17 protein-coding genes and 1 pseudogene are annotated in these 24,220 nt (G+C 53.9%); 13 read left to right on the forward strand and 5 right to left on the reverse strand.

The features are described from left to right. The first annotated feature begins 40 nt into the window (after nucleotides 1-40). The 3 genes from M0644_RS06670 (at nucleotide 41) to M0644_RS06680 (ending at nucleotide 2,676) form a co-directional block, all read left to right on the forward strand. The gene (locus tag M0644_RS06670; protein WP_286627131.1) at nucleotides 41-1,276 is read left to right on the forward strand and encodes a S41 family peptidase; all 1,236 of its coding nucleotides are present in this window, start codon (nucleotides 41-43) and stop codon (nucleotides 1,274-1,276) included. After that, nucleotides 1,266-1,907 carry a phosphoribosylglycinamide formyltransferase gene (purN, locus tag M0644_RS06675; protein ID WP_315863013.1) on the forward strand — a complete coding sequence of 214 codons (642 nt, stop codon included), beginning with the start codon at nucleotides 1,266-1,268 and terminating at the stop codon, nucleotides 1,905-1,907. The genes M0644_RS06670 and purN overlap by 11 nt, the downstream gene beginning before the upstream one ends. Before the next feature lie 148 nt (nucleotides 1,908-2,055). Further along, entirely contained in the window at nucleotides 2,056-2,676 is a 621-nt protein-coding gene (locus M0644_RS06680) for a hypothetical protein (protein ID WP_286627134.1), read from the forward strand. Between the two features lie 36 nt (nucleotides 2,677-2,712). Here M0644_RS06680 and M0644_RS06685 read toward each other — a convergent pair whose 3' ends face one another. After that, a complete protein-coding gene (locus M0644_RS06685; RefSeq protein WP_286627135.1) occupies nucleotides 2,713-3,879 on the reverse strand; it encodes an aminotransferase class V-fold PLP-dependent enzyme in 1,167 nt (388 codons plus the stop codon). A 142-nt stretch (nucleotides 3,880-4,021) separates the two neighbouring features. Here M0644_RS06685 and M0644_RS06690 point away from each other — a divergent pair, with 142 nt between their 5' ends. Beyond that, nucleotides 4,022-4,747: a hypothetical protein gene (locus M0644_RS06690; RefSeq protein ID WP_286627136.1), complete on the forward strand. Its 726-nt coding sequence runs from the start codon at nucleotides 4,022-4,024 to the stop codon at nucleotides 4,745-4,747. A 41-nt stretch (nucleotides 4,748-4,788) separates the two neighbouring features. Here the strand turns inward: M0644_RS06690 and ruvX are convergent, their stop codons facing one another. Beyond that, on the reverse strand, nucleotides 4,789-5,244 hold the full coding sequence (ruvX, locus tag M0644_RS06695) for a Holliday junction resolvase RuvX (protein ID WP_149819291.1): 456 nt from the start codon (nucleotides 5,242-5,244) through the stop codon (nucleotides 4,789-4,791). A gap of 97 nt (nucleotides 5,245-5,341) precedes the next feature. Between ruvX and ileS the strand changes: the two genes are divergently transcribed. The 5 genes and pseudogenes from ileS (at nucleotide 5,342) to M0644_RS06720 (ending at nucleotide 11,176) form a co-directional block, all read left to right on the forward strand. Further along, nucleotides 5,342-8,203, forward strand: a complete 2,862-nt coding sequence (gene ileS / locus M0644_RS06700; protein WP_286627137.1) for an isoleucine--tRNA ligase — start codon at nucleotides 5,342-5,344, stop codon at nucleotides 8,201-8,203. 16 nt (nucleotides 8,204-8,219) lie between these two features. Continuing rightward, nucleotides 8,220-9,020 carry a site-specific DNA-methyltransferase gene (locus M0644_RS06705; RefSeq protein ID WP_286627138.1) on the forward strand — a complete coding sequence of 267 codons (801 nt, stop codon included), beginning with the start codon at nucleotides 8,220-8,222 and terminating at the stop codon, nucleotides 9,018-9,020. After that, the gene (locus M0644_RS06710) at nucleotides 9,017-9,520 is read left to right on the forward strand and encodes a hypothetical protein (protein WP_149819297.1); all 504 of its coding nucleotides are present in this window, start codon (nucleotides 9,017-9,019) and stop codon (nucleotides 9,518-9,520) included. The genes M0644_RS06705 and M0644_RS06710 overlap by 4 nt, the downstream gene beginning before the upstream one ends. 310 nt (nucleotides 9,521-9,830) lie before the next feature. Continuing rightward, a pseudogene (locus M0644_RS06715) lies at nucleotides 9,831-10,635 on the forward strand (transposase). Between the two features lie 46 nt (nucleotides 10,636-10,681). Continuing rightward, entirely contained in the window at nucleotides 10,682-11,176 is a 495-nt protein-coding gene (locus tag M0644_RS06720) for a pentapeptide repeat-containing protein (protein ID WP_286627139.1), read from the forward strand. Here the strand turns inward: M0644_RS06720 and gltX are convergent. Both gltX and M0644_RS06730 read right to left on the reverse strand, forming a co-directional pair. Continuing rightward, nucleotides 11,166-12,623, reverse strand: a complete 1,458-nt coding sequence (gltX, locus tag M0644_RS06725) for a glutamate--tRNA ligase (protein WP_286627140.1) — start codon at nucleotides 12,621-12,623, stop codon at nucleotides 11,166-11,168. The two genes, M0644_RS06720 and gltX, sit on opposite strands and share 11 nt — an antisense overlap. Before the next feature lie 58 nt (nucleotides 12,624-12,681). Beyond that, nucleotides 12,682-14,781 carry a TIGR00300 family protein gene (locus M0644_RS06730; RefSeq protein WP_286627142.1) on the reverse strand — a complete coding sequence of 700 codons (2,100 nt, stop codon included), beginning with the start codon at nucleotides 14,779-14,781 and terminating at the stop codon, nucleotides 12,682-12,684. A gap of 264 nt (nucleotides 14,782-15,045) precedes the next feature. Between M0644_RS06730 and tig the strand changes: the two genes are divergently transcribed. From tig to clpX, 3 genes are all read left to right on the forward strand, one after another. Further along, nucleotides 15,046-16,500, forward strand: coding sequence for a trigger factor (gene tig, locus M0644_RS06735; RefSeq protein WP_286627169.1), 1,455 nt, complete (start codon nucleotides 15,046-15,048; stop codon nucleotides 16,498-16,500). Between the two features lie 84 nt (nucleotides 16,501-16,584). Continuing rightward, complete coding sequence (gene clpP / locus M0644_RS06740) at nucleotides 16,585-17,274, forward strand: ATP-dependent Clp endopeptidase proteolytic subunit ClpP (protein ID WP_149819305.1); 690 nt, start codon at nucleotides 16,585-16,587, stop codon at nucleotides 17,272-17,274. A gap of 32 nt (nucleotides 17,275-17,306) precedes the next feature. Beyond that, complete coding sequence (clpX, locus tag M0644_RS06745; protein WP_149819308.1) at nucleotides 17,307-18,629, forward strand: ATP-dependent protease ATP-binding subunit ClpX; 1,323 nt, start codon at nucleotides 17,307-17,309, stop codon at nucleotides 18,627-18,629. Here the strand turns inward: clpX and M0644_RS06750 are convergent. After that, entirely contained in the window at nucleotides 18,626-19,345 is a 720-nt protein-coding gene (locus M0644_RS06750; protein ID WP_149819310.1) for an SDR family oxidoreductase, read from the reverse strand. The genes clpX and M0644_RS06750 overlap by 4 nt on opposite strands. 163 nt (nucleotides 19,346-19,508) lie before the next feature. Between M0644_RS06750 and M0644_RS06755 the strand changes: the two genes are divergently transcribed. After that, the gene (locus M0644_RS06755) at nucleotides 19,509-24,206 is read left to right on the forward strand and encodes a translocation/assembly module TamB domain-containing protein (protein ID WP_286627143.1); all 4,698 of its coding nucleotides are present in this window, start codon (nucleotides 19,509-19,511) and stop codon (nucleotides 24,204-24,206) included. Nucleotides 24,207-24,220 lie beyond the last annotated feature (14 nt).

The following is a 24,220-nucleotide window of genomic DNA, read 5'->3' on the forward strand; positions in this document are numbered from 1 at the left end:
CGATAGAATAGGGGCGAGGCGTTGTCAATGGATTTGTGGGGTGAAATACTGGGCAATTCTCGGCGTCGGTGTTGCACTATTGGGAATGCCGTCAGCACTGGGGGGCACCAGTACGCTCAAGGATGCTCCCAAGGCTTTGGTGGATGAGGCGTGGCAAATTATCTACAGAAGCTATCTGGATCGCAGTTTCAATCGTCTGGATTGGCAGGCCATTCGTCAGGAGTTGCTCTCCCAACCCTATGGCGATCGCGAGGCCGCCTATCGGGTGATTCAGCAAGCCCTTGTCCGCCTCAATGATCCCTATACCCGCTTTCTGCCGCCCCAAGCGTACCGTCAACTGCTCCTGCAAACCCAAGGCCAGCAGGTGGATGTGGGTCTCACCCTCGTGGAGTCGGGGGAACTCTTTCGCATTCAGGCAATCCAAGCGGGGTCGGTGGCTGCCAAGGCGAATTTGAAAGTGGGAGATGAAATTCTGGCCATTAACGGTCGGGGGAGCGATCGCCTGACCTTGGAGCGAGCCAATCTGGCGTTGCGAGGGCCAGCGGGGAGTAAGTTGCGCCTACTGGTGCGCCGTGAGGGCAAACCCCAACCCTTTAGTGTCGAACTCACCCGCGCCGGTGAAATTCCGCGTACAGTGAATTTTCAGGTTCTGAATCATCCTCGGGTGGGCTACATTCGCCTCAGTGGTTTTAATAGCCGCTCCCAACAAGAGATGCAAGAGGCGATCCAAATCCTGCAACGAGAGAAAGTTCAAGGCTTCATTCTGGATTTGCGCCACAATTCGGGGGGGCTCCTAGAAGCCGGCATTGAAATTAGCCGCCAATGGCTCGATTCTGGGGTGATTGTGCGCATTCAGCAAAACCAGCGAGAAGAGACGATTCGTGCCCGCCAACGTGCCTTGAGTCAGTTGCCCCTTGTGGTCTTGGTGAATCAGGCCTCCGCCAGTGCCAGTGAAATTTTAGCCGCTGCTTTGCAGGATCAGGGGCGCGCAACCGTGGTGGGGACACCGACTTTTGGTAAGGTGCGGGTTCAAGCGGTTCATGAACTGGGGGATGGCTCTGCCCTCGTGGTAACGGTAGCTCGTTATCTGACGCCAAAGGGTCGCGATATTGCCGCAGGGGGGATCACCCCCGATGTGCTGGTGACGGTCGATCCCAGTAGCGATTTGGAATTGCGGCTCAATCCGAATTTGGTGGCACGACCCACGGATCCAATGGTGACCAAGGCCTTAGAATTATTGAGCACTAAAATCAGTAATGCCCATCATGTCCAGTGAGGCTCTTGTTGTGCCATCGGCACCCACGATCGCGCCCGCGCCCCATCCCCTGCGGTTAGGGGTTTTAGCTTCTGGCAATGGCTCCAACTTTGCTGCTCTCGCCGAAGCGATCGCCCAAGGGGAATTGGCTGCCCAGATTCAAGTTCTGATTTACAACAATCCCGATGCCTTTGTCGCAGAGCGGGCAAAACAGTGGCAGATTCCCAGTGTCCTCCTCAACCATCGCCACTACCCCAACCGCGAAAGTCTGGATGCGGCCATTGTCGAAACTCTCAAAGCCTATGGGGTCGAGTGGGTAGTGATGGCGGGCTGGATGCGGATTGTGACGCCTGTCCTCCTCAATGCCTACCCCCAGCGGGTAATTAACCTCCACCCCAGTTTGCTCCCCAGTTTTCGGGGATTGCGTGCCGTTGAGCAGGCCTTGGCAGCAGGTGTGAAAATTACTGGGTGTACCGTCCATCTGGTGGAAGAGGAAGTGGATAGTGGCCCAATTTTAGTCCAAGCGGCGGTGCCGGTTCTCCCCGATGATACGCCCGCAACCCTCCATGCCCGCATTCAAGTCCAAGAACACCGCATTCTCAAGCAGGCGATCGCCGACATTGCCGCACGGCAATCACAAGCTTCCTGCTGATCCTTGGCCAATAGAAGGATCTCTCAGGGCGAGGGTTCACCCTTTTTTCTGATTGGCTTGGGAATTGCGTCAGCATCCTTTTCTCAGTGGAGAGCATTGATTCGGGTTAGGATTGGGGATGTATCCGTGAGCAATTGTTAATCCAGTCATGACGCAGGCATACACCCCTGAAGATGTTTGGCGGTTATTGGGGGAGCTATTAGAGGCTCAGAAGGAAACAGAACGCCGCTTCCAAGAAACGGAGCGCCAATTTCAGGAGACGGATCGGCGATTTCAAGAGACTGACCGAAGTTTCCAAGAAACAGAACGCTTGCTGCGCGAAGAAGCGCGCCAACTCAACCAGCAACTGGGGAAACTGGGCAATCGCCTTGGGGAATTCGTGGAATGGCAGGTGCGCCCCGCCGTGCTGCGCTTATTTCAGAGTCGGGGAATTGCCGTCTCTCAACTTTACAGCGATGTCATTCTCCAAGACGGCAACGAGAGTTTAGAAATTGATCTGCTAGTCGTCAATACCAATCAAGCGGTTCTCGTCGAGGTGAAAACCAAACTGAGCCAAGGGGATGTGGATGAGCACTTAGAGCGGATCGCGAAATTTCGTCGTTTGGCACACCAGTATCGGGACACCAAGCTCTTGGGCGCCGTAGCAGGGATGATCGTACCCCCTGAAGTAGCTCGCTATGCCTATCGGCAAGGTTTGTTTGTGCTGGCGCAATCAGGAGATGGGGTGGCGATTCTCAATGATGCGCAGTTTCAGCCTCGGATATGGTAGGTGACTCTAATCGCTCTAATTCAATTCTCAAGCGTCCTAAGGATGATTCTGGAGCCAGTGTTTGAGGGCAGCAACAAGGCGATCGCACTCCTGCGGCAGCGTAAAGTAATGCACACAGGCTCGCACCGAGGCAGGATAGAGCAATTCCCGCACCAAGATATTCTCTGCCTCAAGGTCTTGCACCAATTGGCGATGCTGACCATTGGCCAACTGAAAGGCCACCAAGCCCGACGGCGGCGGCACGGGACTCAAGCAGGTCAAACCCACCATGCCCTGTAACTGTTGCCAAAGATAATGACTCAGCTCACAAATGCGCTCATATCGCGCTTGGGCAGTCCCCCATTGATCATGCACCCGCAGGGCAGTGGTTAACCCCGGTACCAAGGAAAAGGTGGTTGTGGCCACTTCAAAGCGACTGGCATCCTCCTTCCAGCCTGCCGGTTGGGCATCACGGGTTTGATGAATGCCGCGCCAGCCAATGAAGGTGGGTTCCAACGTCGGCAGGCGATCGCGCCGAATATACAGCCCTCCTAGCCCCGCAGGGCCACAGCACCACTTGTGCCCCGTAAAGGCATAGTAGTCCACCCCCAAGGCGGGTAAATTGAGGGGCACCATGCCCACCGTCTGGGCACCATCTGCCAAGACTTGGATGCCGCGACGATGGCAAACGTCAACAATCTTTTCTAACGGCAAAAGTTTCCCGGTATTCCACAGCAAATGACTGAGAACCACCAAGCGTGTGCGGGGATGGAGTCGGGCTTCAATGGCGGCCACCTCATCCTCACACCAGGGCCAAAAGGCCACCCGATCCACCACCACTCCCAACCGCCGCGCCAATTGTTCGGTAATGGCCACGACCCCCGGATGCTCACAGTTAGAAATCAGCAGGCGATCGCCCGCTTGCCAGTTGATCCCCCAGAGAACGATATTGCAGCCAGTGGTTACAGAATCCGTGAGGGCAATGGTCTCGGCGCTTGTCCCCAAGAGCCGCGCCAGTTCTTGCCGCAGGGTTTGCAGTTGTTGACTCAGCCAGGGAAAGACGCGATTGGCAAAGGGGCCTTCCTCTTGAATGTGGCGATCGCTCTGGATGATGGCCTGCCATGTGTCTTGGTGCAGCGGCCCTTGTCCCCCATAGTTGAGGTAGATCTTATTCAGTAGGGCGGGGTAGGTGTCGTGGTAGGCGCGCAGTGTCTCTAGGTTCATCGATAGTTATTGCAGAGCGATAGATAGATGCTACCGCAAAGGATTTAAGATAAAGATCTGTAGCAAGTCCCCTTTTCATTCCCCCACTCAAGGGGCGGCACTTGCAAGCACGGCTCGGTAAATTAATCCTGTCAATTAAGTCATGACAAAGGCATACACTCCTGATGACGTTTGGCGATTACTAGGGGAGCTGTTAGAAGCTCAAAAGGAAACCGAACGCCATTTCCAAGAAACAGAGCGCCGCTTCCAAGAAACAGAGCGCCGCTTCCAAGAAACAGAGCGCCGCTTTCAAGAAACAGAGCGCCGCTTCCAAGAAACGGATCGGCGATTTCAGGAGACGGATCGGCGATTTCAGGAGACGGATCGGCGATTTCAAGAGACGGATCGGCGATTTCAAGAAACGGAACGCTTGTTGCGGGAAGAAGCGCGCCAACTCAATCAGCAACTGGGGAAACTGGGCAATCGCCTTGGGGAATTTGTGGAATGGCAGGTGCGCCCCGCCGTGCTGCGCCTATTTCAGAGTCGCGGCATTGCCGTCTCTCAGCTTTACAGCGATGTCATTCTCCAAGATGGCAATGAGAGTTTAGAAATTGATCTGCTAGTCGTCAATACCAATCAAGCGGTTCTCGTCGAGGTGAAAACCAAACTGAGCCAAGGGGATGTGGATGAGCATTTAGAGCGGATCGCGAAATTTCGTCGTTTGGCACACCAGTATCGAGACACCCAGCTCTTGGGAGCGGTGGCAGGGATGATCGTGCCCCCTGAGGTGGCTCGCTATGCCTATCGGCAGGGCTTGTTTGTGTTGGCGCAGTCGGGAGATGGGGTGGCGATTCTCAACGATGCGCAGTTTCAGCCCCGCACATGGTAGCCCGTGCCCAAGAATTTGAGCAGACAACTTTTCAGCCTCCGTTATAGCTGTGGATCAGCGGGTGCCAGTGTTGCTTTTGCCGCTTGCGAACGGGCATCGAGCCATTGTTGCAAAATGAGGGCAGCAGCAATTTGATCCACTAAGTCCTTGTGGTGACGGGGCGATCGCCGCCGCTGTTTGAGAATCTCTTCCGCCTGAAATGAGGTGAGTCGCTCATCCATATATTCCACGGGTAAGTTCAAGGCCGCACCAATTTTTTCCGCCAGATGTTGCACCTGCCGGGCTTGGGAACCCAGTTGACCATCGAGGGTGTAGGGCAAGCCCACAATTAATTTCTCCACCCCTCGCTCTTGGCAAATCTGGCGAAGCTGCGCCACATCACTGGCAAAATTCCGCCGTTGGATAGTTGTAATGCCCGTGGCCAACTGCCCTAGGCGATCGCACCCTGCCACACCAATGCGCTTGCGCCCCAGATCCAAACCTAGAACGGAAATCATCCTTGAGTGAATAAGAACAGTTCTCCTACAATTAAATCCATTGCCAAGATGCGTTTTTTCCCTAGCTGAAAACGATCATACCCCGCTGTACCCACCCATGACTGACGCGACCCCCGACTACAAAGACACCGTCAACCTGCCCCAAACCACGTTTGAAATGCGGGCAAATGCAGCCACACGGGAACCCCAATTACAGGCCTTTTGGACACAGCACCAAATTTATGAAACGCTGCAGCAAACCAATCCGGGTGAGGTCTTTATTCTCCACGATGGCCCCCCCTACGCCAATGGCGCTCTCCACATTGGCCATGCCCTGAATAAAATCCTCAAGGACATCATCAACAAGTATCAACTGCTGCGGGGCCGCAAGGTACACTACCGCCCCGGTTGGGACTGCCACGGCCTGCCCATTGAACTCAAGGTACTGCAAAACCTGAAACCCGAACAGCGTGCCCAGCTTACCCCCCTCACCCTCCGCCAACAGGCCAAGGAATTTGCCCTCAAAACCGTTGCCGAGCAAAAGCAGAGTTTCCAACGCTATGGGGTTTGGGGCGACTGGGCGCACCCCTATTTGACCCTCACCCCCGACTATGAGGCAGCACAAATCGGTGTCTTTGGCGAAATGGTGCTGCGGGGCTATATCTATCGCGGTCTGAAACCGGTGCACTGGAGTCCCAGTTCTAAAACCGCCCTCGCCGAAGCCGAACTAGAATATCCCGAAGGCCACACCTCCCGCAGTCTCTATGCCGCTTTTGAAGTCATCGAGTTGCCCGCAGGCTTAGCCAAGTCTTGGTACAAAGCCCTAGGCAAATTGGGGGTTGCTATCTGGACAACGACCCCTTGGACGATTCCCGCCAACTTGGCCGTCAGTGTCAATCCCGATCTCACCTATGCCCTTGTTGAAGTCAAACCCAGTGCCCGCTACAAATATTTGATTGTGGCCAAGGATCTGGTGGAGCGCCTCAGCCAAACCCTCGGTTGTACGCTCAAGGTGGTTGCCACCGCCAAAGGGGCTGACTTGGAAAATAGCCGCTATCGCCACCCCCTCTTTGAGCGCGAGAGCAAAATTGTCATTGGCGGTGATTATGTCACGACCGACTCCGGGACGGGTCTGGTTCACACTGCCCCTGGCCATGGCTTAGAGGACTATGCCGTGGGTCAGCGCTATGGCTTGCCGATCCTGTCGCCTGTGGATGAGAATGGTTGCTTTACGGCGGAAGCGGGGTCATTTGCCGGTCTCAATGTCCTCAAGGAAGGGAATGAGGCGGTGATTGCGGCACTGCAAGCGTGTGGCGCCCTCCTCAAGGAAGAACCCTATGTCCACAAGTACCCCTACGACTGGCGCACGAAAAAACCAACCATCTTCCGCGCCACGGAGCAGTGGTTTGCTTCCGTTGAAGGCTTTCGCGATGCCGCCCTCAGGGCGATCGCCGAGGTGAAGTGGATTCCTGCCCAAGGGGAAAACCGCATTACGGCAATGGTGGCGGAGCGTTCCGATTGGTGTATTTCGCGGCAGCGCAGTTGGGGTGTGCCCATTCCCGTCTTTTATGACAAAGAAACGGGGGAACCCCTGCTGACGGCAGAAACCATTGCCCATGTGCAAGCGATTATTCGCGATCGCGGGTCTGATGCCTGGTGGGAACTCTCCGTTGCGCAATTGCTGCCCGAATCCCTGCAAGATCAGGCCGATCGCTACGAAAAGGGCACCGATACGATGGATGTCTGGTTTGATTCTGGCTCTTCTTGGGCGGCGGTTCTCGGCGATCAACAGGCGGATCTCTACCTCGAAGGCTCTGACCAACACCGCGGCTGGTTTCAATCCTCATTGCTAACACGGGTTGCCGTTAAAGGCCAAGCCCCCTACAAAGCAGTCCTCACCCACGGCTTTGTCCTCGATGAGCAGGGACGGAAAATGAGCAAGTCCCTCGGCAATGTCACGGATCCCCGCGAAGTGATTGAGGGGGGCAAAAACCAAAAGCAAGACCCTGCCTATGGTGCCGATGTATTGCGTCTGTGGGTGTCCTCCGTGGACTATGCCAATGATGTCCCCATTGGTAAAAATATCCTCAAGCAGTTGGCGGATGTCTATCGCAAGATTCGCAATACGGCTCGCTTTCTTCTGGGGAATCTTCACGACTTTGACCCCGATCAAGATGCCATTCCCTATGCCCAACTGCCCGCCTTGGATCGCTATATGCTACATCGGCTGCATGAAGTCTTCAGCGAAGTAACGGCGGCCTTTGATAGCTTTCAGTTCTATCGCTTTTTCCAAACGATTCAAAATCTTTGTGTTGTTGATCTGTCGAACTTTTATCTCGATATTGCCAAGGATCGGTTGTACATCAGTGCTGTCGCGAGCGATCGCCGTCGTAGTTGTCAAACTGTCCTTGCCATTGCGGTTCAAAACCTCGCCCGTGCTATTGCTCCAGTGCTTCCCCATTTAGCCGAAGATATTTGGCAGCATTTGCCCTTCAAAACCCCCTATCTTTCGGTTTTTCAAAGCGGCTGGGTACAGCTTCCTGCCCAGTGGCAGGATCCGGGGCTAGCCAGTGAATGGCAACGCCTGCGGCAACTACGCCTAGAGGTGAATAAGGTGCTCGAACAGGCCCGTGCCGAAAAGCTCATTGGCTCCTCTTTGGAAGCCAAAGTGTGGCTCTATGTTGCCGATCCACAGTGGCGCGATCGCCTTGCGGAGATGAATCCCAGTGATGCCCTCAGTGGCAATGGGGTGGATGAATTGCGCTATCTCTTCTTGGTGTCCCAAGTGGAGCTGATGCCGCAACAGGCAGGGGTGGACGTACCCTATGTCCTTGAAGCCGAAGGGCTATGGATTGGTGTTGGTCATGCCAAGGGTGAGAAATGCGTCCGCTGCTGGAATTATTCTGAAAGTGTGGGACAATCGGCCTTGCATCCCCAGTTGTGCGATCGCTGTCAAGCCGCCCTAGAAGGGACGTTTTAGATCATTGAGCGAAAGCATGCTAGAGATCGATCGTATCTACCAAGCTGATGCTTTTACCCTCTTGCCCCAGATTCAAAGTGCGAGCATTGATCTCATTATTTGCGACGGCCCCTACGGTGTAACCACCAATCCATGGGATCGCATCTCTAACATCCAAGAGTTTAACCTCAAACTCATCACCATCTTTGCTGAAAAATTGAAAGAGGGAGGAGCGCTCTACCTTTTTGGTAAACCTGATTGTATTGACTTTATTGACTACCGTCCATTTCTTAACTTACAGGCAAAAATTGTCTGGTATCAGCCCAGTCGCCTAGCCCAAGGACGGATCAACTACACAAATAACTATGATCTTATTTGTTACTTTATTAAAGGCCAGCGTCCCAAAACCTTTAACTTAGATGCTATTCGGGTACCACAGCTAGTAGAGCTAGAGCACCGTCGTCGTTGTGAGCGGGTACCATCAGTGATTAATGGTAAGTATGGCAAAACTAAATTCAATGAAGAAGGTAAAAACCCAGGAGATGTCTGGGGAGATATTAAACAGCTCACGTATAAGTCAAAAGAACTAGTAGCTCGCGAAGCACTCAATACCATTCAAAAGCCAGAGCAGCTGATTGAACGCTTAGTCAAAGCAAGCTCTAATAAGGGTGACTTAGTGCTTGATCCATTTGCCGGTGTCGGTACAACCCCTGTAGTTTGTAAACGCTTGGGAAGGCATTTCATTGCTATTGAGCAAGATCAAAAGTTTGTCCAAGCAGCAAACGAGAGATTACGTGAGGCAGAGTATGAAATCGCGGGGAGGCTTTTTGATTGGTGAAACAGCAAGTTTATCGTCAAATTGTTGATCTGATCCGTCAAGCGTCTCAACTTGCTCAAACAATTGGTATTCGCAACCTACTGCAACCGGGGTTAGTTAAGGAAATGATTATTGCTGACCTGCTAGGTCACGAACTAATTGATTCTAAGCGTGATGCCGATGCTCATGCCATTAGCGACCCAAGTGAAAAGTATGAATATTTATCTTGTATAGAAGGTGGAAGCGGTCAGCTTGACCGAATGTTTAAGGAACCTCCTGAAAAGCGTGCCCAATCACTTACACGAATTACCCGCAACACAAAAATTTACTTAGCCGTTTTTGAGAAGGAAAACCAAATCAACTGCAAAGTGATTTACGAGCTAGAACCCAGTGATGTACTTACCGAAGCAAATCGTCAGCTTGATCAAAGTCGGAATGCCATCTCCCATATCAGCTTCTCGGAAACCTGGGCTAGGGAGCATGGTCGTGTTGTCTATCAAAGCAGTAGCTCCCATAATTAATCGAATTTACCTGCAAACGAGTCAATTGTACTAAGTGCAGCTCTGACTTACACCTTGGAGGTACTCCTATCAACTAGTACCCAGTAGCTGTACTGATGCCGTTCAGATTATTCTTTTTTTCTAAACGAAAGATAAAACCTCCGTGAAATCACGGTAGGCAAGGGGGGATGCTGTAGTATTGTTACTGCTATAGCTATTTCGAAAAGGAGTGAGATATTTTCAAGAGGGATAGGCTATCCTCAAAGCGTCATGAATGTTACTCAAGAATATGAGCTATAGCTTGGACTGACGAGAGCGGGTTGTCTCCTATATCAAGCAAGGCGGCAAAATCAGTGAAACGACTCAAATCTTTCAGGTCAGTCGCGCCACCATCCATCGCTGGCTGAAGCGAGACGACTTAGCGCCCACGGTTGTCCCCCGTTGTCCTTGGAAGCTGGATTGGGCAGCCTTAGCAGCGGATGTTGCTGCCCATCCCGATGACCGTTTAATCGACCGTGCCCAGCGATTTGGCGTCCAAGTTTCCACCATTAGTTACGCCCTCGACCAGATGGGCATCACCCGAAAAAAAACAGATGCGTTACCAAGAACGGTGTGAGGCAGAGCGGCAAGCGTATCAACAGCAGCTCAACACATGGGTAGAGAGCCATGGGGAGGAAACGGTGGTGTCTATCGATGAGACGGGGTTTGACTCTCGAGTGGCGTGTGAGTATGGGTGGTCAGCGCGAGGCCAACAAATTAATGGAGAGCGAGTTGGGAAGCGTCAGAAAAGAGAGAGTGTAGTCGCAGGACGGTATAGACACCAGAAAGACTTCATAGCGCCGATGCTGTTTTCAGGATATTTGAATGCGTTAGGGTTTGTGAGCTGGCTGAGTCAGTACTGTTTGTCAGCGTTAGAGAAACGTTCGTTGTTGATGATGGATAATGCACCGATTCATCCGAAAGGGGCGATTCAGGCAGTGGTGAAAGCGGCGGGTCACGAGGTGTTATTTTTACCGAAATACTCTCTTGATTTGAATGTGATTGAGCACGACTTTAGTGCGCTGAAGCGAGCGCGGATGTATGCAGGGTTAAACTGTTCTATGGATGAAGTGATTCGCAAGTATTATGCTGGATGATATCTCATTCTCTATTGGAATAGCTATAAAGCTACGAGCAGGAGCATTGTCTCTAGTCCTCCTACAATTGGTTGTACCAGCGGTTGCTAAGGCTGAAAATCCTGCCCATGTGCGACAACTCTTGGAAACGCGCCAATGTCCCAACTGTGATCTGCGGGGCGCGAACCTAATGGATGCCAATTTGTTTAAGGCGAATTTAGCAGGTGCCAATTTGGAGGGCGCTTATCTGGCGGGTGCGAATCTCTTTGGCGCCAATTTGGAAAGGGCAAACTTGAACCGTGCCAGTCTCTATCTAGCGATTTTGGTCAATGCCAATTTGGCAGGGGCACAACTGGTGGGAACACGCCTCACCCTTAGTAACCTTGTCAATGCCAATCTTAGCGGTGCCAATTTGGAGAATGCGGTCATGAAGGGGGCAAACATGATTGATGTGAATTTGACGGCTGCAAACCTGAAGGGGGCAGATCTCGATCGCGCAAATTTGAGTGGGGCTAATTTAAGCCAAACGATCTTCGATCGCCCCCCAGCCCCTAGGAAGTAACCTGTGCCTGTTTCAATGCTGCCGCAAGTCGCGGTTGATCCCAGCCCCGTTGGTGGAGAATTTGCCACGTGGCCATTAAATCAGGACCGTGGACAGCACCCGTGAGGGCAGCGCGCAGCGATCGCATCGTTGCTCCCTTTTTGACCCCTGCGGCTTTGCTGGCCTGTTGAATCAGGTGTTGTCCCATCTCCACTGTGAGCCTTGGCTCTGTCGGCAAGTGTGCTAGTAGGTACGCCAAAATCGTCGCATTCTGGGGTTGGCTCAGCTGAGCCATTGCTTCAGCATCAAGGGTAATGGTGGGTACAAAGAAAACTGCCCCTTGATCAATGGCCTCCTTGAGGGTGTTGAGACCCGGTTGAAGGAGTTGGGCAAGGTCAAGCAACCAAGGGCGATCGCCCCCCTCATCAAAGGCATAGCCTGCCCCCTGCCATAAGGGAATCAGTTCTGCCAAAAGTTCTGCTGGCTCTAGTTGCTGAATGTACTGACGATTGAGCCAATTGAGCTTATCCCAATCAAAGCGGGCACCTGCCTTGTTAATTCGTTCAAAACTAAAGTGCTTCGCCGCCAGATCAAGGGTAAAGAGTTCCCCTATCCCTTCAGGGGGCGACCAACCCAAGAGTGTCATGTAGTTGGCCAAGGCGGGGGCTAAATACCCCATGGCTCGGAAGTCAGAAATGGAGGTCACCCCATCTCGTTTTGAGAGTTTTTGTCCCGCTGAGTTGAGAATCAAGGGAGTATGGGCAAAGTTGGGGGGAGTGGCGCCAAGGGCTTCGTAGAGTAAAATTTGTTTGGGTGTGTTGCCAATGTGGTCTTCACCGCGAATGACATCGGTAATGCCCATGGCAATGTCATCGACGACCACCACCAAGTTGTAGAGGGGGTAGCCAATTTCGCCGCGGGGGGCAGCTCGCGCAATCACCATATCGCCCCCCAGATCAGCCCCCTGCCAACTCACTCGACCACGCACCAGATCCTGCCATTCAATCTGGCGATCGTCCTCAATTTTGAAGCGAATGACGGGGGTGCGTCCTGCGGCATCAAAGGCGGCTTGCTCCTCTGGGGTCAAATGACGGTGACGGTTGTCGTAGCGCGGGGCTTGTCCCTTGGCTTTTTGTTGTGAGCGTAGGGCATCGAGTTCTTCAGGGGTACAGTAGCAGTAGTAGGCGAGTCCCTTGTCCAAAAGGGTTTGAATCGCTTGGCGGTACAGATCAAGGCGATCGCTCTGGAAATAGGGGCCTTCATCCCACGTCAGCCCCAGCCATTGCAAGCCCTCAAGGATATTCTCGGTATATTCGGGTCGAGACCGCTCGCGATCAGTATCCTCAATCCGCAGAATGAATTTCCCTCCCCGATGGCGGGCGTAAAGCCAGTTGAACACAGCGGTACGGGCAGTCCCAATGTGCAGATTTCCTGTCGGACTCGGTGCTAAACGAACACGAACTGTCACTGCTGACCTCGAATACAAAAATTGCCTTTTCGATCCTACCCCATTGGCTGAAAAGCTTCTAGGCAAGGGTATAGGGACGATTCAGCCGCTCCAACTGCTGCACCATCAGGCTGAGGAAAAGTCCCACATCGGTGACCACGCCCACGGATTCCACAGAACCCCGATCCGCTAGTTTAGTGACGACCGCTGGGTTAATATCCACACAAACGAGCTTCACCCCGGCGGGGGTCATATTGCCGACACCAATGGAGTGCAGCATCGACGAGAGCATCAAAATCATGTTTGCGCCCTGAATCAGGCGGGCATACTCCCGCTGCGCCTCAATTAAATCCATGAGGGTATCGGGCAGTGGGCCATCATCACGGATTGACCCCGCTAGGACAAAGGGCACATTATTCTTCACACACTCATACATCACGCCACTGGTGAGGATGCCCTGAGCCACGGCGTTGGCAATGCTGCCACAGCGACGAATGGTATTGATCACTTTCAGGTGGTGACGGTGACCGCCCCGCACAGGAACGCCCCGCTGCATATCCACTCCCAAGGAGGTGCCCATGATCGCCTGCTCCATATCGTGCACCGCGATCGCGTTGCCGCCGAGGAGTCCTTGGACATAGCCTTCACGGATCAGCTTGGCTAAATGCTCACCACCGCCGGTGTGGATAACCACTGGGCCGGCCACCACAATCACTTTGCCCCCCTGATCGCGGATGCGCCGCAGTTCCCAAGCAATTTGTTCCACCACCAGTTCGACGCGGCGTTCACTGGAGACCCCTGATCCCATGAAGGTGAACTCTTGGGTGCTGCGCTGGCTTTCCGTTTTCCGAATCGTGCGGATGCCTTCGACGCCCACGACCACGCGATCGCCCACCTCTAAATCCCGCAGAATGCGACACTCCGCCACCGTGCCTTCCGGGGTTGAGCGCACCACAATCGCCCCATCCATGCGTTGGTTTTGAACCCGAACCCACTCGCCGGCAACTCGTACCTCTGTGGGATAAATCGTGGTTACATAGAAATCATCCGGGGCAACCCCCGCTTGGGTGACGGTTTCGAGGGTCGCATCACACACCTCTGAGGGCGGTAAAATCGCACCGAGGGTGATCAACTGCGCCATGATCGCATCCATGACCTCGGCATCGGGCGCCATGACCCGAATATCCGCTTGGGAGGGACTTTGCCGTTGTTCGCCAAGATTAAATTGCAGGACTTGGAAACTGCCGCCACTTTCCACAATTGTGTCTAGGACACGGTTCACAAGGCCAGAGTCGAGGAGGTGTCCCTCCAGATGAATGACCCGACTGGGAATTGTCGCCGTGGCATGGAGTTCTTCGCGCACGGGTTCGGTTACCCGCAAGGTCAAGCATTTAGCTGCACCCCCCGCCTTGAGAAATTCTGTCAGGGGCGTTTCCACCACCTCAAAGCCCACTTGGGCAAGGGCGGACTTCAATTCTTGGCTGGCACAGTTGAGAATCACCGTGCGATCGATATTGACGGCATTGCAAGCAAAGTTGACCGCATCAGCCTCTTTAACGGCAATTCGTTTATCCGCTGGTACCCGCAGTTCAATCAGGCGGTTGGAGTAGGCATCAAAGGCGGGAGGATAGTAAAGTAAGTAGCCATCCGTGAGCGGACAAAAACATGTGTCAAGGTGGTAGAAACGCTCATCCATGAGCCGCAGGGAGAGGACTTCAATATCCAGCCACTTCGCCAAATAGGCATGGGAATCCAATTCTGAACGGAAGCCATACCCTGCCCACAGCCAGCGACCCTCACGATCCAAGAGGGCATCTCCGGCTCCCTCAAAGGGCAGTTGCTGCGGTAGCTCAAAAACTTGATACCCCTGAGATTCAAACCACGCTTTGAAATAGGGTTCTTCCCCTTGACGTTCTGGATGATAAAAGCGACTGAGCACCACGCGATCGCCGAGCACCAAGCCCGCATTCGCCGTAAACACCATATCCGGCCAGCCCGGCTGCGGCTCAATCAGGTCAACCGTTGCCCGAGCATGGATAATTTCGTAGAGTTTTTGCCACTGCTCCTGTGCCCGATCGCGGGAGGACTTGTGGATATTTCCTTCCATCCAAGGATTGATTACATAGTCCACCTCATAATGGGTGGGAGGGCACATGAGGAATCGCAGGGTTGAACTCATAGGGGTTGTTTAGAAATCGTTGCAATTTGTGAAAACAGTCTAGGTGTGGGCTACACGGCACCCATCACAAACTTTTATTCTATAGGCAGTGGGGATCCTGACGATTAGTTTTGTCATCAAACCTTGACATTACACCCATTGCCCTGTGTCTTTAAGCGCAACTCCATTTGCAAATAGCAGGGGAAATCTGCGCTAAAATTATAATTTGTGCGATCGCGCACAGCCAACTGACACCATTTGCGAAGGGGAATGACCTTGACTGACGTGACTGACATCATTTCCATGGCGACTGAACCCCGTGCCAATAGCCAACTCCTCGCCACGATTGAGGTTTCGGGGGCACACTCTCAACAGGTGTATAACCAAGTGGTCAATGATCTCCTTCGCCATACACAGCTACGCGGATTTCGCAAGGGCAAAGCCCCCCGGCAGCTGGTATTGCAGCAAATTGGCAAAGAGCGGCTGCGCTATGTGGCCATGGAAAAACTGATTGAGGATACCGTTAAAGCCGCCGTCGAAAAGAACAATATCCCCTACTTGGGTAATCTTGAACTTCAAGGGGACATTCCAGAAATACTGAAGCAATTTCAGCCCGGCGAAAACTTTTCCTTCAGCGTCACGTTTGATGTTGAACCAGAAGTGACAGTCACAGCCTATAAAGGGCTAACCATTGAGTACAATCCCGTCACCTACAATCCCGAAACTGTTGAGAAGCTCTTGCAGCGGCACCAACGGGAGCACGCCACCCTCATTCCCGTCGAAGACCGGCCCGCTCAGTGGGGCGATGATGTCACCCTAAAACTGGTGACCAAAGATGAAAATGGGGAGGTGGTGAAGGAACTCTCAGCAGATGAACTGCCCCTGTCCCTCGATGAAGAGCAACCCTTTTTGATCAAAGAAATTCCTGCTGCTGTTGTCGGCATGAGTGTCGGTGAAGCCAAAACGGTGACGGTGTCTATTGCTGAGGAAGTCGAGGAAGGGAAAGCAGAAATCCCCAAACAATTGACCGCTGAGATTGAACTTCTAGGGATTAAAGCACCGGAACTGCCCCCCCTAGACGATGCCTTTGCCGCTGAGCACAGTGAATTCAGTACGATGGCAGAATTGCGGGCCTATCTGGAACAAAACCATCAGGAGCGAGCTGAAAATCAAGACAAGAAAGCGAAAGAAGCTGCCCTCATTGATACCCTCATTGCCCAAAATCCAGTTGAATTGCCAAAAACCCTGATCCGCAAAGAGGCAGATGTGAAGGTGCGGACGACGCTGATGCAAATTCAGTCCCAAGGCGTTGATCTCAACAAGATTATGACCGAGGAACTCTACGAAAAAATGCGTCAAGAGGCAGAGCCGGGGGCAGCGAAGGAGGTGCACTCCCGTTTATTGTTGAGGGCGATCGCTCGTCAAGAGGGCATTGAACCTAGTCCCGACGCAGTGGAGGAACGGCTGAACCGCTACAAAGAGGTGTTGGGCAACCAAACAGCCAAGGATCTAGAACGACTCCGCGAATTTGCCCACGATGAAGTGCAGCAGGAGGAAGCCCTCAACTGGCTCCTAGAGCAAAATACATTTCAGCCAGTGCAGTCCGACACAGCCACTGAGCAGCCCACAGCGACTGCTAAAGCGCCCAAAGATACCCAGACGGAGGCCGTTGCTGAAAAGCCATCTAAGCCGCAAAAACGCTCTGGGAAAAAAGCAAGTTCTGCCCCAGCCCAAGAATAGTTCGGCATAATGAAAGTGATGATCCCTACGGGGACAAACCACTAGTTACAATTAATTACAAACGAACCGTCATTCTAGGCAACTATGCTGCAATCGCGTTACGACCATCCCCTCAGTGCCATTCTGCGCTCTCCAGCGCTCAATCTGCCGCCTACCCATGCCAATATTGTGCCGATGGTGGTTGAGCAGTCGGGGCGGGGTGAACGAGCCTTTGATATCTACTCGCGGCTCCTGCGGGAGCGGATCATCTTCCTAGGGGGGGGCGCAGGCGATCGCCGAGGCATTGATGATGCGGTTGCTGACTCCATCGTGGCGCAGCTTCTGTTCCTTGATGCCGAAGATCCGGAAAAAGACATTTACCTGTACATCAACTCACCGGGTGGCTCGGTTACAGCCGGCATGGCCATCTACGACACCATGAAGCACATTCGCCCCGATGTGTGTACCCTCTGCTTTGGCTTGGCGGCGAGTATGGGTGCCTTCTTACTGTCTGGCGGTACCCCCGGCAAACGGATGGCGCTGCCCCATGCGCGGATCATGATTCACCAGCCCCTCGGAGGTGCCCAGGGTCAGGCAGTGGATATTGAAATCCAAGCGCGGGAAATTCTCTACCACAAGCGCAAGCTCAATGAACTCTTGTCACAACACACGGGGCAACCCATCGAGCGCATTGAAGCTGATACGGAGCGGGATTTCTTTATGTCCGCTGAAGAGGCCAAGGCCTACGGTCTGATTGATCAGGTGGTGACGCGGCAGACCCTCCCTAGCCACTAAGTACACCCTACGTGCAACCCTAGAGGTTCCCTATGGCCAAATATGATACCCACCTCAAGTGCTCCTTTTGTGGTAAGTCACAGGAACAGGTGCGTAAGCTCATCGCGGGCCCTGGGGTCTATATCTGTGATGAATGCGTAGAACTGTGTAATGAAATCCTCGATGAGGAATTGGCCACCGTTCCCAATGCGGCGGCTCCCCGTCGAGACTCCACACCGTCGCGATCGCCCCGCAGCACACCCCGCAGTCGGCCCCTCAGCCAAGTGCCCAAGCCTCGGCAAATCAAGGAATTTCTTGATAAGCACGTGGTCGGCCAGCATGAAGCTAAGAAAATCCTCTCAGTTGCGGTCTATAACCACTACAAGCGCCTGAGTCTTTTGGATGGTGATCAGCGGGGCGATGACAACGTCGAACTGCAAAAGTCCAATATTCTCCTGATTGGCCCGACGGGTTCTGGCAAGACCCTCTTGGCTCAGACATTGGCGAAGCTCCTCGATGTTCCCTTTGCGGTTGCCGATGCCACTACCCTCACGGAAGCCGGCTATGTGGGGGAAGATGTGGAAAATATCCTGCTGCGCTTGCTGCAAACCGCCAATATGGATGTGGAGGAAGCACAACGGGGGATTATCTATATTGACGAGATTGATAAGATTGCCCGCAAAAGTGAAAATCCTTCAATTACCCGTGATGTGTCCGGGGAAGGGGTACAGCAGGCGCTGCTGAAGATGCTAGAGGGGACGATCGCCAATGTGCCGCCGCAGGGGGGGCGCAAGCATCCCTACCAAGACTGCATTCAAATTGACACGACGAATATCCTCTTTATCTGTGGGGGCGCCTTTGTTGGTTTAGAGAAAACCATTGAGCAGCGGGTGGGCAAGAAGGCAATGGGCTTTGTCCGCGATGGCGAACCCCTCCCCAAGGAAAAACGCTCTGCGGATATTCTCAAGCAACTGGAACCCCACGATCTGGTGAAGTACGGCATGATTCCAGAGTTCATTGGCCGTATTCCCGTGGTGGCCGTGCTAGAGCCGTTGGATGTGGCCGCCTTGGCAGAAATTCTTACCCAACCTCAAAACGCGCTCCTGAAGCAGTACCAAAAACTCATGCGCATGGACAGTGTGGAGTTGCGCTTTGAACCGGCGGCGGTAGAGGCGATCGCCCAAGAGGCCTACCGTCGTAAAACCGGTGCCCGTGCCCTGCGCGCTATTGTTGAAGAGATTATGCTGGACGTGATGTACGAACTGCCTTCCCGCAAAGACCTCCGCGAATGTACCATCACGCCCGAAATGGTGGAAAAACGCTCCACGGCTGAACTACTCCTGCATCCTTCTTCGCTGCCTACACTTTCTGCTTAGAAGAAGACGTGGCTATCGGGCATCAAGCTCAACTCAAGGGGAACCGCATGGGGATCCGTTTCTAGGGTAGCGCGAATCAGACGAGCAACGGTGGCCGGTCGCAGCAGTTTCTGGCGATCGATTTTGAGGCTGACGGCATCCCAAAAGGGCGTATCCACACCGCCAAAGTAGAACAGACTAAAGCGAATACCATAGCGCTTGAGTTCTTCGGCCATACACTTGCTGAAGCCCACCACCCCAAATTTCGCAGCACAGTAGGCTGACCCCATCGCCATTGAATGTTTACCGAGGATACCGACAACGGTGCAGATGTGTCCCTGTTGTTGCTCTTTCATGAGTTCGGCAGCCTGTTGGCTGGTGTAAAAGCAACCCTTAAGGTTTAGATCCAGCATCTGATCCAGTTCAGCCGCAGTAATTTTTTGATAGGGCTTGAGGAGGCCAGCCCCCGCCGCGTTGATCAATACATCGAGGCGTCCCTGCTCACTGCGGATGGCTTGCATTAATTCGCTCACTTGCTGCGGTTGGGTGATGTCACAGGGCTGAATTTGTACGGTGACTGAGGAGGGAAGCTGCTCTACCAAAGCTTGCAGGCGATCGCTCGAGCGAGCCGCTAAGACCAACTTGGCACCCGTTTCTTGGAGTTGCTCAACAACGGCTTGACCAATGCCACCTGTGGCACCCACCACTAACACCACACGATCTGCTAAGACACTCATTTTGTTACATTTCTTTACGTTCATCCTTTTATCCTAGCGTTTCTTGAATTGCCCAGAACCTACCCATCGCTTGGGCAATCAAATTTAGAAAGACGAGCCTTTGTTCTGCGTATTAGGATTGAGCTGTTAAGCGTCTTGCCTAGGTGTGACGGAGTTGGGATGAATGACGCAGCAACCACAACCCCCCTTTACCCTTTGGTCTCGTCAGTGGGGATGGAGAATGATTGCCTTGGTGGTGCTCGGTGGAACGCGGGCGTGGTGGTTTGTGCACTATGAATTGGCTCCTGAAATTGCCCAACAACTACAACAGCGTCTCAATCGGCCAGTGGAAATTGGCGGCGTTGAGCACGTCGGGCTGAATGTTGTTCGTTTTGGCTCCTCAGCGGTTCCCAGCTACACGCCAGAAGATGGCACTCCCGAGTTGGACAACGCGCTAATCAATGGCATTGAAGTCGCCTTTAATCCATGGCAGCTTCTGACAGGTCAAAAATTAGATCTCGACGTGACTCTCCACCAACCCCAACTCACGGTGGTTCAGGATGCCCAAGGGCGGTGGTGGCGCACAGAAGTTCAGCTGCCAGAGGAGGAGCCGAGCTTGTTTCAACTGAATCAAATCAAGGTGAAGGTGCGGGATGGCTCTGTGCTGGTTCAACCCTTTCGGCGTCCTGCCTACCTGCTGCACCAAATTCATGGCGGATTGACCCTGACGCCCGATCGCCAGAATTTTGCCCTCGAAGGTCAAGCGGAAGGACAACTGGCCGGGGGTGGCCAATGGCGATTGCAGGGGGACTGGAACCAACCCCAAGAATCAGGACAACTGGATTTGCGCTTCAGTAAGATTCCCCTTGGGCTCGGGAATGAGATTCTGCCAGAGACCATTCGTGTCCAAGGCGGCCAATTGGAGGGGCAATTACGGGTTCGTCTGCCTTTACCAGAAACCCCCGAAGTCACGGGTCAAATTTGGTTGCGGGATGGTACTTTACGCACGGCCTTTGTGCCCCAAGACATCAAGGGATTACAGGCCCATGTGCAATTGCAGGGCAATCAGGCAAAGCTGCACTATTTGCGCGGGGCGATCGCCAATGTCCGCTGGCAGGCTCAAGGCACCGTCGGTCTCCGAAGCGGCTGGAACATTGAAGCGCAAGTGCCGAGGTTTGATCTCGCCCCTACCTTAACGGCCTTGCAGATTACGCCACCGGTTCCCCTGCGGGGTCAAGTGGAAGTTCCCACCCTTCGCGTGCAGGGGGATCTGGAGAATCCCCAAGTCATAGGTGAACTGCGCAGCCAAACACCGCTCCAAGTGGATCAACTGCAACTGCAACAGGTACGGCTGCCGTTTATGGCGTCCCTTGAGCAAGGGGTTAGGCTGATGGAGGTTCGCGCCCAGTTGGTGGATGGCGGTGAGGTACAGGCAACGGTTGGGGTAGAACCCACGGGCGAGTTTCGTGGCCAAGCACAAGTGCAGCAGGTGAATCTGCAGGCGATCGCCCGCCGCTACGATGTGGCTCCGCCCGTGTCCCTAGGGGAGGGGTTTGCACAACTGGACTTTGGTGGCAATCTGCGTACCCCAGAGGCTTGGCAGGCCAATGCCGCCTTTCAACTACCGACGGCTCAGTATCCACTGCGGGGCACCGCCCGTCTGACGCAAACTCAACTGCTCGTTCCTGAGTTTCAAATGCAGTTTTTAGGGGGGAGTCTGCGGGGTCAAGTGCAAGCCGCCGCCGGTCAGTGGCAGTTGCAGGCTCAGGCTGAGAATATTCCCCTACGGCAGTTGAATCAAGAGTTACAAGGTCGTCTCAGTGGGCAGGCGATCGCCCAAGGACGGGTGGATCAACTAACGCTACCAGCGATTCGAGCTAGTGCCAATCTGCAAGTGGATCAAACCCCCACGGGTGATCCGCTGATTGCAGTTGTGAACTGGGATGGTCAGCAATTGCAAGTGCAAGAAGCCACCCTCGGTGCGATCCGCGCCCAAGGCACTATTGGTGTTGATTTAGCGGCCTTACAACCCACTGACATTCAATTGGGCATCCAAGCCAGAAATCTCCCCCTGAGTACCTTAAGCACTTTCTTGGAACCGAATCTCCCCGTTCCCCTCACCCTTGCAGGTACCACGTCCTTTCAAGGCCAACTCACAGGCCGCCTCGATAGGCTCCAGTTTCAGGGGGCACTGCTCACCCAAGGATTGGCGGTGAATGATTTGCGCTTTGCCCCTCAACTCACGGGCACGGTTACCTTGAGCCAACAACAGGGGGCAGCCCTCAATTTACAGGGGGGGGGCGATCGCTTGGCGTTTCGTTTGGATGCCGATGGCTTACCCCGCTCACTGCTGGTTCAACGGCAACAGGCGCAACTGATCGGCCAGCGCCAAGGGGAGAGCTTTGATCTGCGTCTGCAGCAGTTTCCTGTGGAATCCCTGCGGTTACGGCTCTCGGAACTCCCCGAAAAAGCCATTCTCGCAGGACTGGCCTCAGGCAATCTCCAGTTGCAAAATTGGACGAGGGGGCAGGGTAGTTTTACCGTAGAGCGACCGGGGTTAGGGGCATGGCGGGGCGATCGCCTGCAAGCGCAATTCCGTCTGAGTCGCGATCGCCTGACGATTCAATCTGGCCTTTTTACAAAAGGGGAAAGTCGCTATCAATTCACTGCCGATCTCCAGCCTCAACAATTGGGGGCGCAGTTGACGATTGCCCAAGGCAATTTAGCGGATTTAACGGGACTCGCCATCGTCCTCGGGATTGGCCAACCCACCGCTCGGGGGACTGCTGCAGATTTGGGCACACCCACCGCAGGGGAAGGTCTGCAAGTCTCAGTGCTAACACAAATTCGCCGCCTTGCCGAAATTGAGATGCTGCAAGCCCAAGCGGCTTTGGTGCGGCGGCCGGAGCTGCTGCCCCCCTTGGAGCAACTTCAGGGGACTTTTAATGGCCAAATCAATCTGAGTCAAACCCCGCAGTCGGGTCTGGTGGCCAGCTTTGATCTCAAGGGCGCCAATTGGCAGTGGGGAAATTACGCAGTTGAGCAGTTTCTGAGTCGCGGTCGCTTTGCCCAAAATCAACTGGTGCTGACAACCCTCAATCTGCTTGTGAATGGTGGGCAATTAAACGTCAATGGCATTCTTGGCGGTAACCAGCAAAATGCCCAACTGCGGCTAGAGCAATTCCCTGTGAGTCTTGTGGCAAGTCTTTTGCCGCCGGGGGTGGATGTGGACGGTAAGGTGAATGCCCAAGCGGTGTTGACTGGCTCATGGCAGCAGCCCATTCTCGCCGGTGAGGCGACCCTTGCGGAGGGTCGGTTGAATCAACGTCCCTTGGAGGCAGCGAATGCCACATTCCGCTACGCCCAAAATCGTCTTGCCCTTCAGGCGATCGCCCGCTTGGATACGCCAGAACCCCTAATGGTGAGTGGCTCAGTTCCCTTGATCTACCCCCTAGACCCGCAACCGGTTGTTGATCCGCAGTTGGCGCTAGATGTGAGTGTCAAGGACGAAGGATTGTCATTAATCAACCTCTTTACCGATCAGGTGCAATGGCAACAAGGAAAGGGAGTTTTCCAAGCCCAACTGCGGGGAACGTGGGCGGAGCCGATGGTGAATGGCGTCCTGAGTGTGGATGATGCGGTGATTAAAACTCCCGCCTTTGAGGAACCGGTGACTAATCTCAGTGCGCGGGTGCGCTTCGATCGCGATCGCCTGCGGGTGGATGGCATTCAAGGTCTCTTTAGCCAAGGGCAAATTACGATGGCAGGGGTGTTACCGATTCAGACTCCCTTGGTCCCCGATGATCCTGATGCTGCGACCCCCCTCACCGCGTCCTTGCGACGCTTGCAAGTGAATGCCGGCAATATCTATCGCGGCACCGTAGAGGGCACCCTCGTGATTACGGATACTCTCCTGAGTCCTGATTTGGGGGGCAGTGTCCAACTCAGCCAAGGCCGTTTGGATTTAGGCGCCATCAATGGTTTGGTCAATGGCAATGGGTTAGCCACGCCTGCCGACAGTCCCTTTGAACCGCTGACCTTTGACAACTTAGAAATTAATATCTCAGATTCCTTGCGAGTGACGCGATCGCCCGTTCTCAACCTAACGGCCACTGGTCGTTTAACCCTCAATGGGAGTCTCGATAGTCTCCAGCCTGACGGCAAAATTCGCCTCACAGGCGGGCAACTGAATCTGTTCACTACCCTCTTTTTGCTCCAGCGGCGAGCGGATAACTATGTGCTCTTTACCCCTGCCAATGGCTTGGATCCCGAACTCAACCTCACCCTTGCTGCCACTGCCACCGAAGTTTATACCCCCGGCACCGTGACGCGACTCTCCGATGCGGGTTCCCTCACAGCCACCAGTTTAGGGACGCTGAATACCGTTCGCATTACTGCCCGCATCAATGGTCGTGCCAGTCAATTGCAAACCAATTTGCCTGCGGTGCTTGAGCTATCCAGTACCCCTTCGCGCAGCACGACCGAACTCCTTGCCTTGATGGGCGGTGGTTCAATTGCGGATCTCAACCAAGTGGGGGGAGAAGCGGCGGTGGCCAGTCTTGCCGGATCAGCTCTTTTCAACAACCTACAGGCATTGATTGATCAGGCCACGGGCAACCGCACTTCCTTTCGGATGTTTCCAGCGGTGGTGCCCCCCGATCGCCAGGCTCAAAGCCAAGCCCCAACCCTTGCCCTAGGGGCTGAACTGGGTTTTCAAGTGAACAGTTTTACCTCGGTTTCCCTCTTGCAGTTGCTCACCGCTCCCAGTGATCCGACGCGGTTTAACCTTGGGTTTCAGGTGACAGAGCAGATTCGCCTTGGCGGACAGGTGAGCACCAGTGGTGAGGGCACAGGCTTTATTGAATTCCGTTACCGTTTTTAAGGTCGTCTAAGATC

Origin of the sequence: Thermosynechococcus sp. B1 (assembly GCF_030322985.1) — a bacterium.
Classification (GTDB): Bacteria; Cyanobacteriota; Cyanobacteriia; order Thermosynechococcales; family Thermosynechococcaceae; genus Thermosynechococcus.

What these genes read in the sequence shown, in the direction of transcription:
- purN (WP_315863013.1), top strand. Translation starts at nt 1,266, where the DNA reads ATGTCCAGTGAGGCTCTTGTTGTGCCATCGGCACCCACGATCGCGCCC.
- M0644_RS06680 (WP_286627134.1), top strand. Translation starts at nt 2,056, where the DNA reads ATGACGCAGGCATACACCCCTGAAGATGTTTGGCGGTTATTGGGGGAG.
- M0644_RS06685 (WP_286627135.1), bottom strand. Translation starts at nt 3,879, where the DNA reads ATGAACCTAGAGACACTGCGCGCCTACCACGACACCTACCCCGCCCTA.
- M0644_RS06690 (WP_286627136.1), top strand. Translation starts at nt 4,022, where the DNA reads ATGACAAAGGCATACACTCCTGATGACGTTTGGCGATTACTAGGGGAG.
- ruvX (WP_149819291.1), bottom strand. Translation starts at nt 5,244, where the DNA reads ATGATTTCCGTTCTAGGTTTGGATCTGGGGCGCAAGCGCATTGGTGTG.
- ileS (WP_286627137.1), top strand. Translation starts at nt 5,342, where the DNA reads ATGACTGACGCGACCCCCGACTACAAAGACACCGTCAACCTGCCCCAA.
- M0644_RS06705 (WP_286627138.1), top strand. Translation starts at nt 8,220, where the DNA reads ATGCTAGAGATCGATCGTATCTACCAAGCTGATGCTTTTACCCTCTTG.
- M0644_RS06730 (WP_286627142.1), bottom strand. Translation starts at nt 14,781, where the DNA reads ATGAGTTCAACCCTGCGATTCCTCATGTGCCCTCCCACCCATTATGAG.
- clpP (WP_149819305.1), top strand. Translation starts at nt 16,585, where the DNA reads ATGCTGCAATCGCGTTACGACCATCCCCTCAGTGCCATTCTGCGCTCT.
- clpX (WP_149819308.1), top strand. Translation starts at nt 17,307, where the DNA reads ATGGCCAAATATGATACCCACCTCAAGTGCTCCTTTTGTGGTAAGTCA.
- M0644_RS06750 (WP_149819310.1), bottom strand. Translation starts at nt 19,345, where the DNA reads ATGAGTGTCTTAGCAGATCGTGTGGTGTTAGTGGTGGGTGCCACAGGT.
- M0644_RS06755 (WP_286627143.1), top strand. Translation starts at nt 19,509, where the DNA reads ATGACGCAGCAACCACAACCCCCCTTTACCCTTTGGTCTCGTCAGTGG.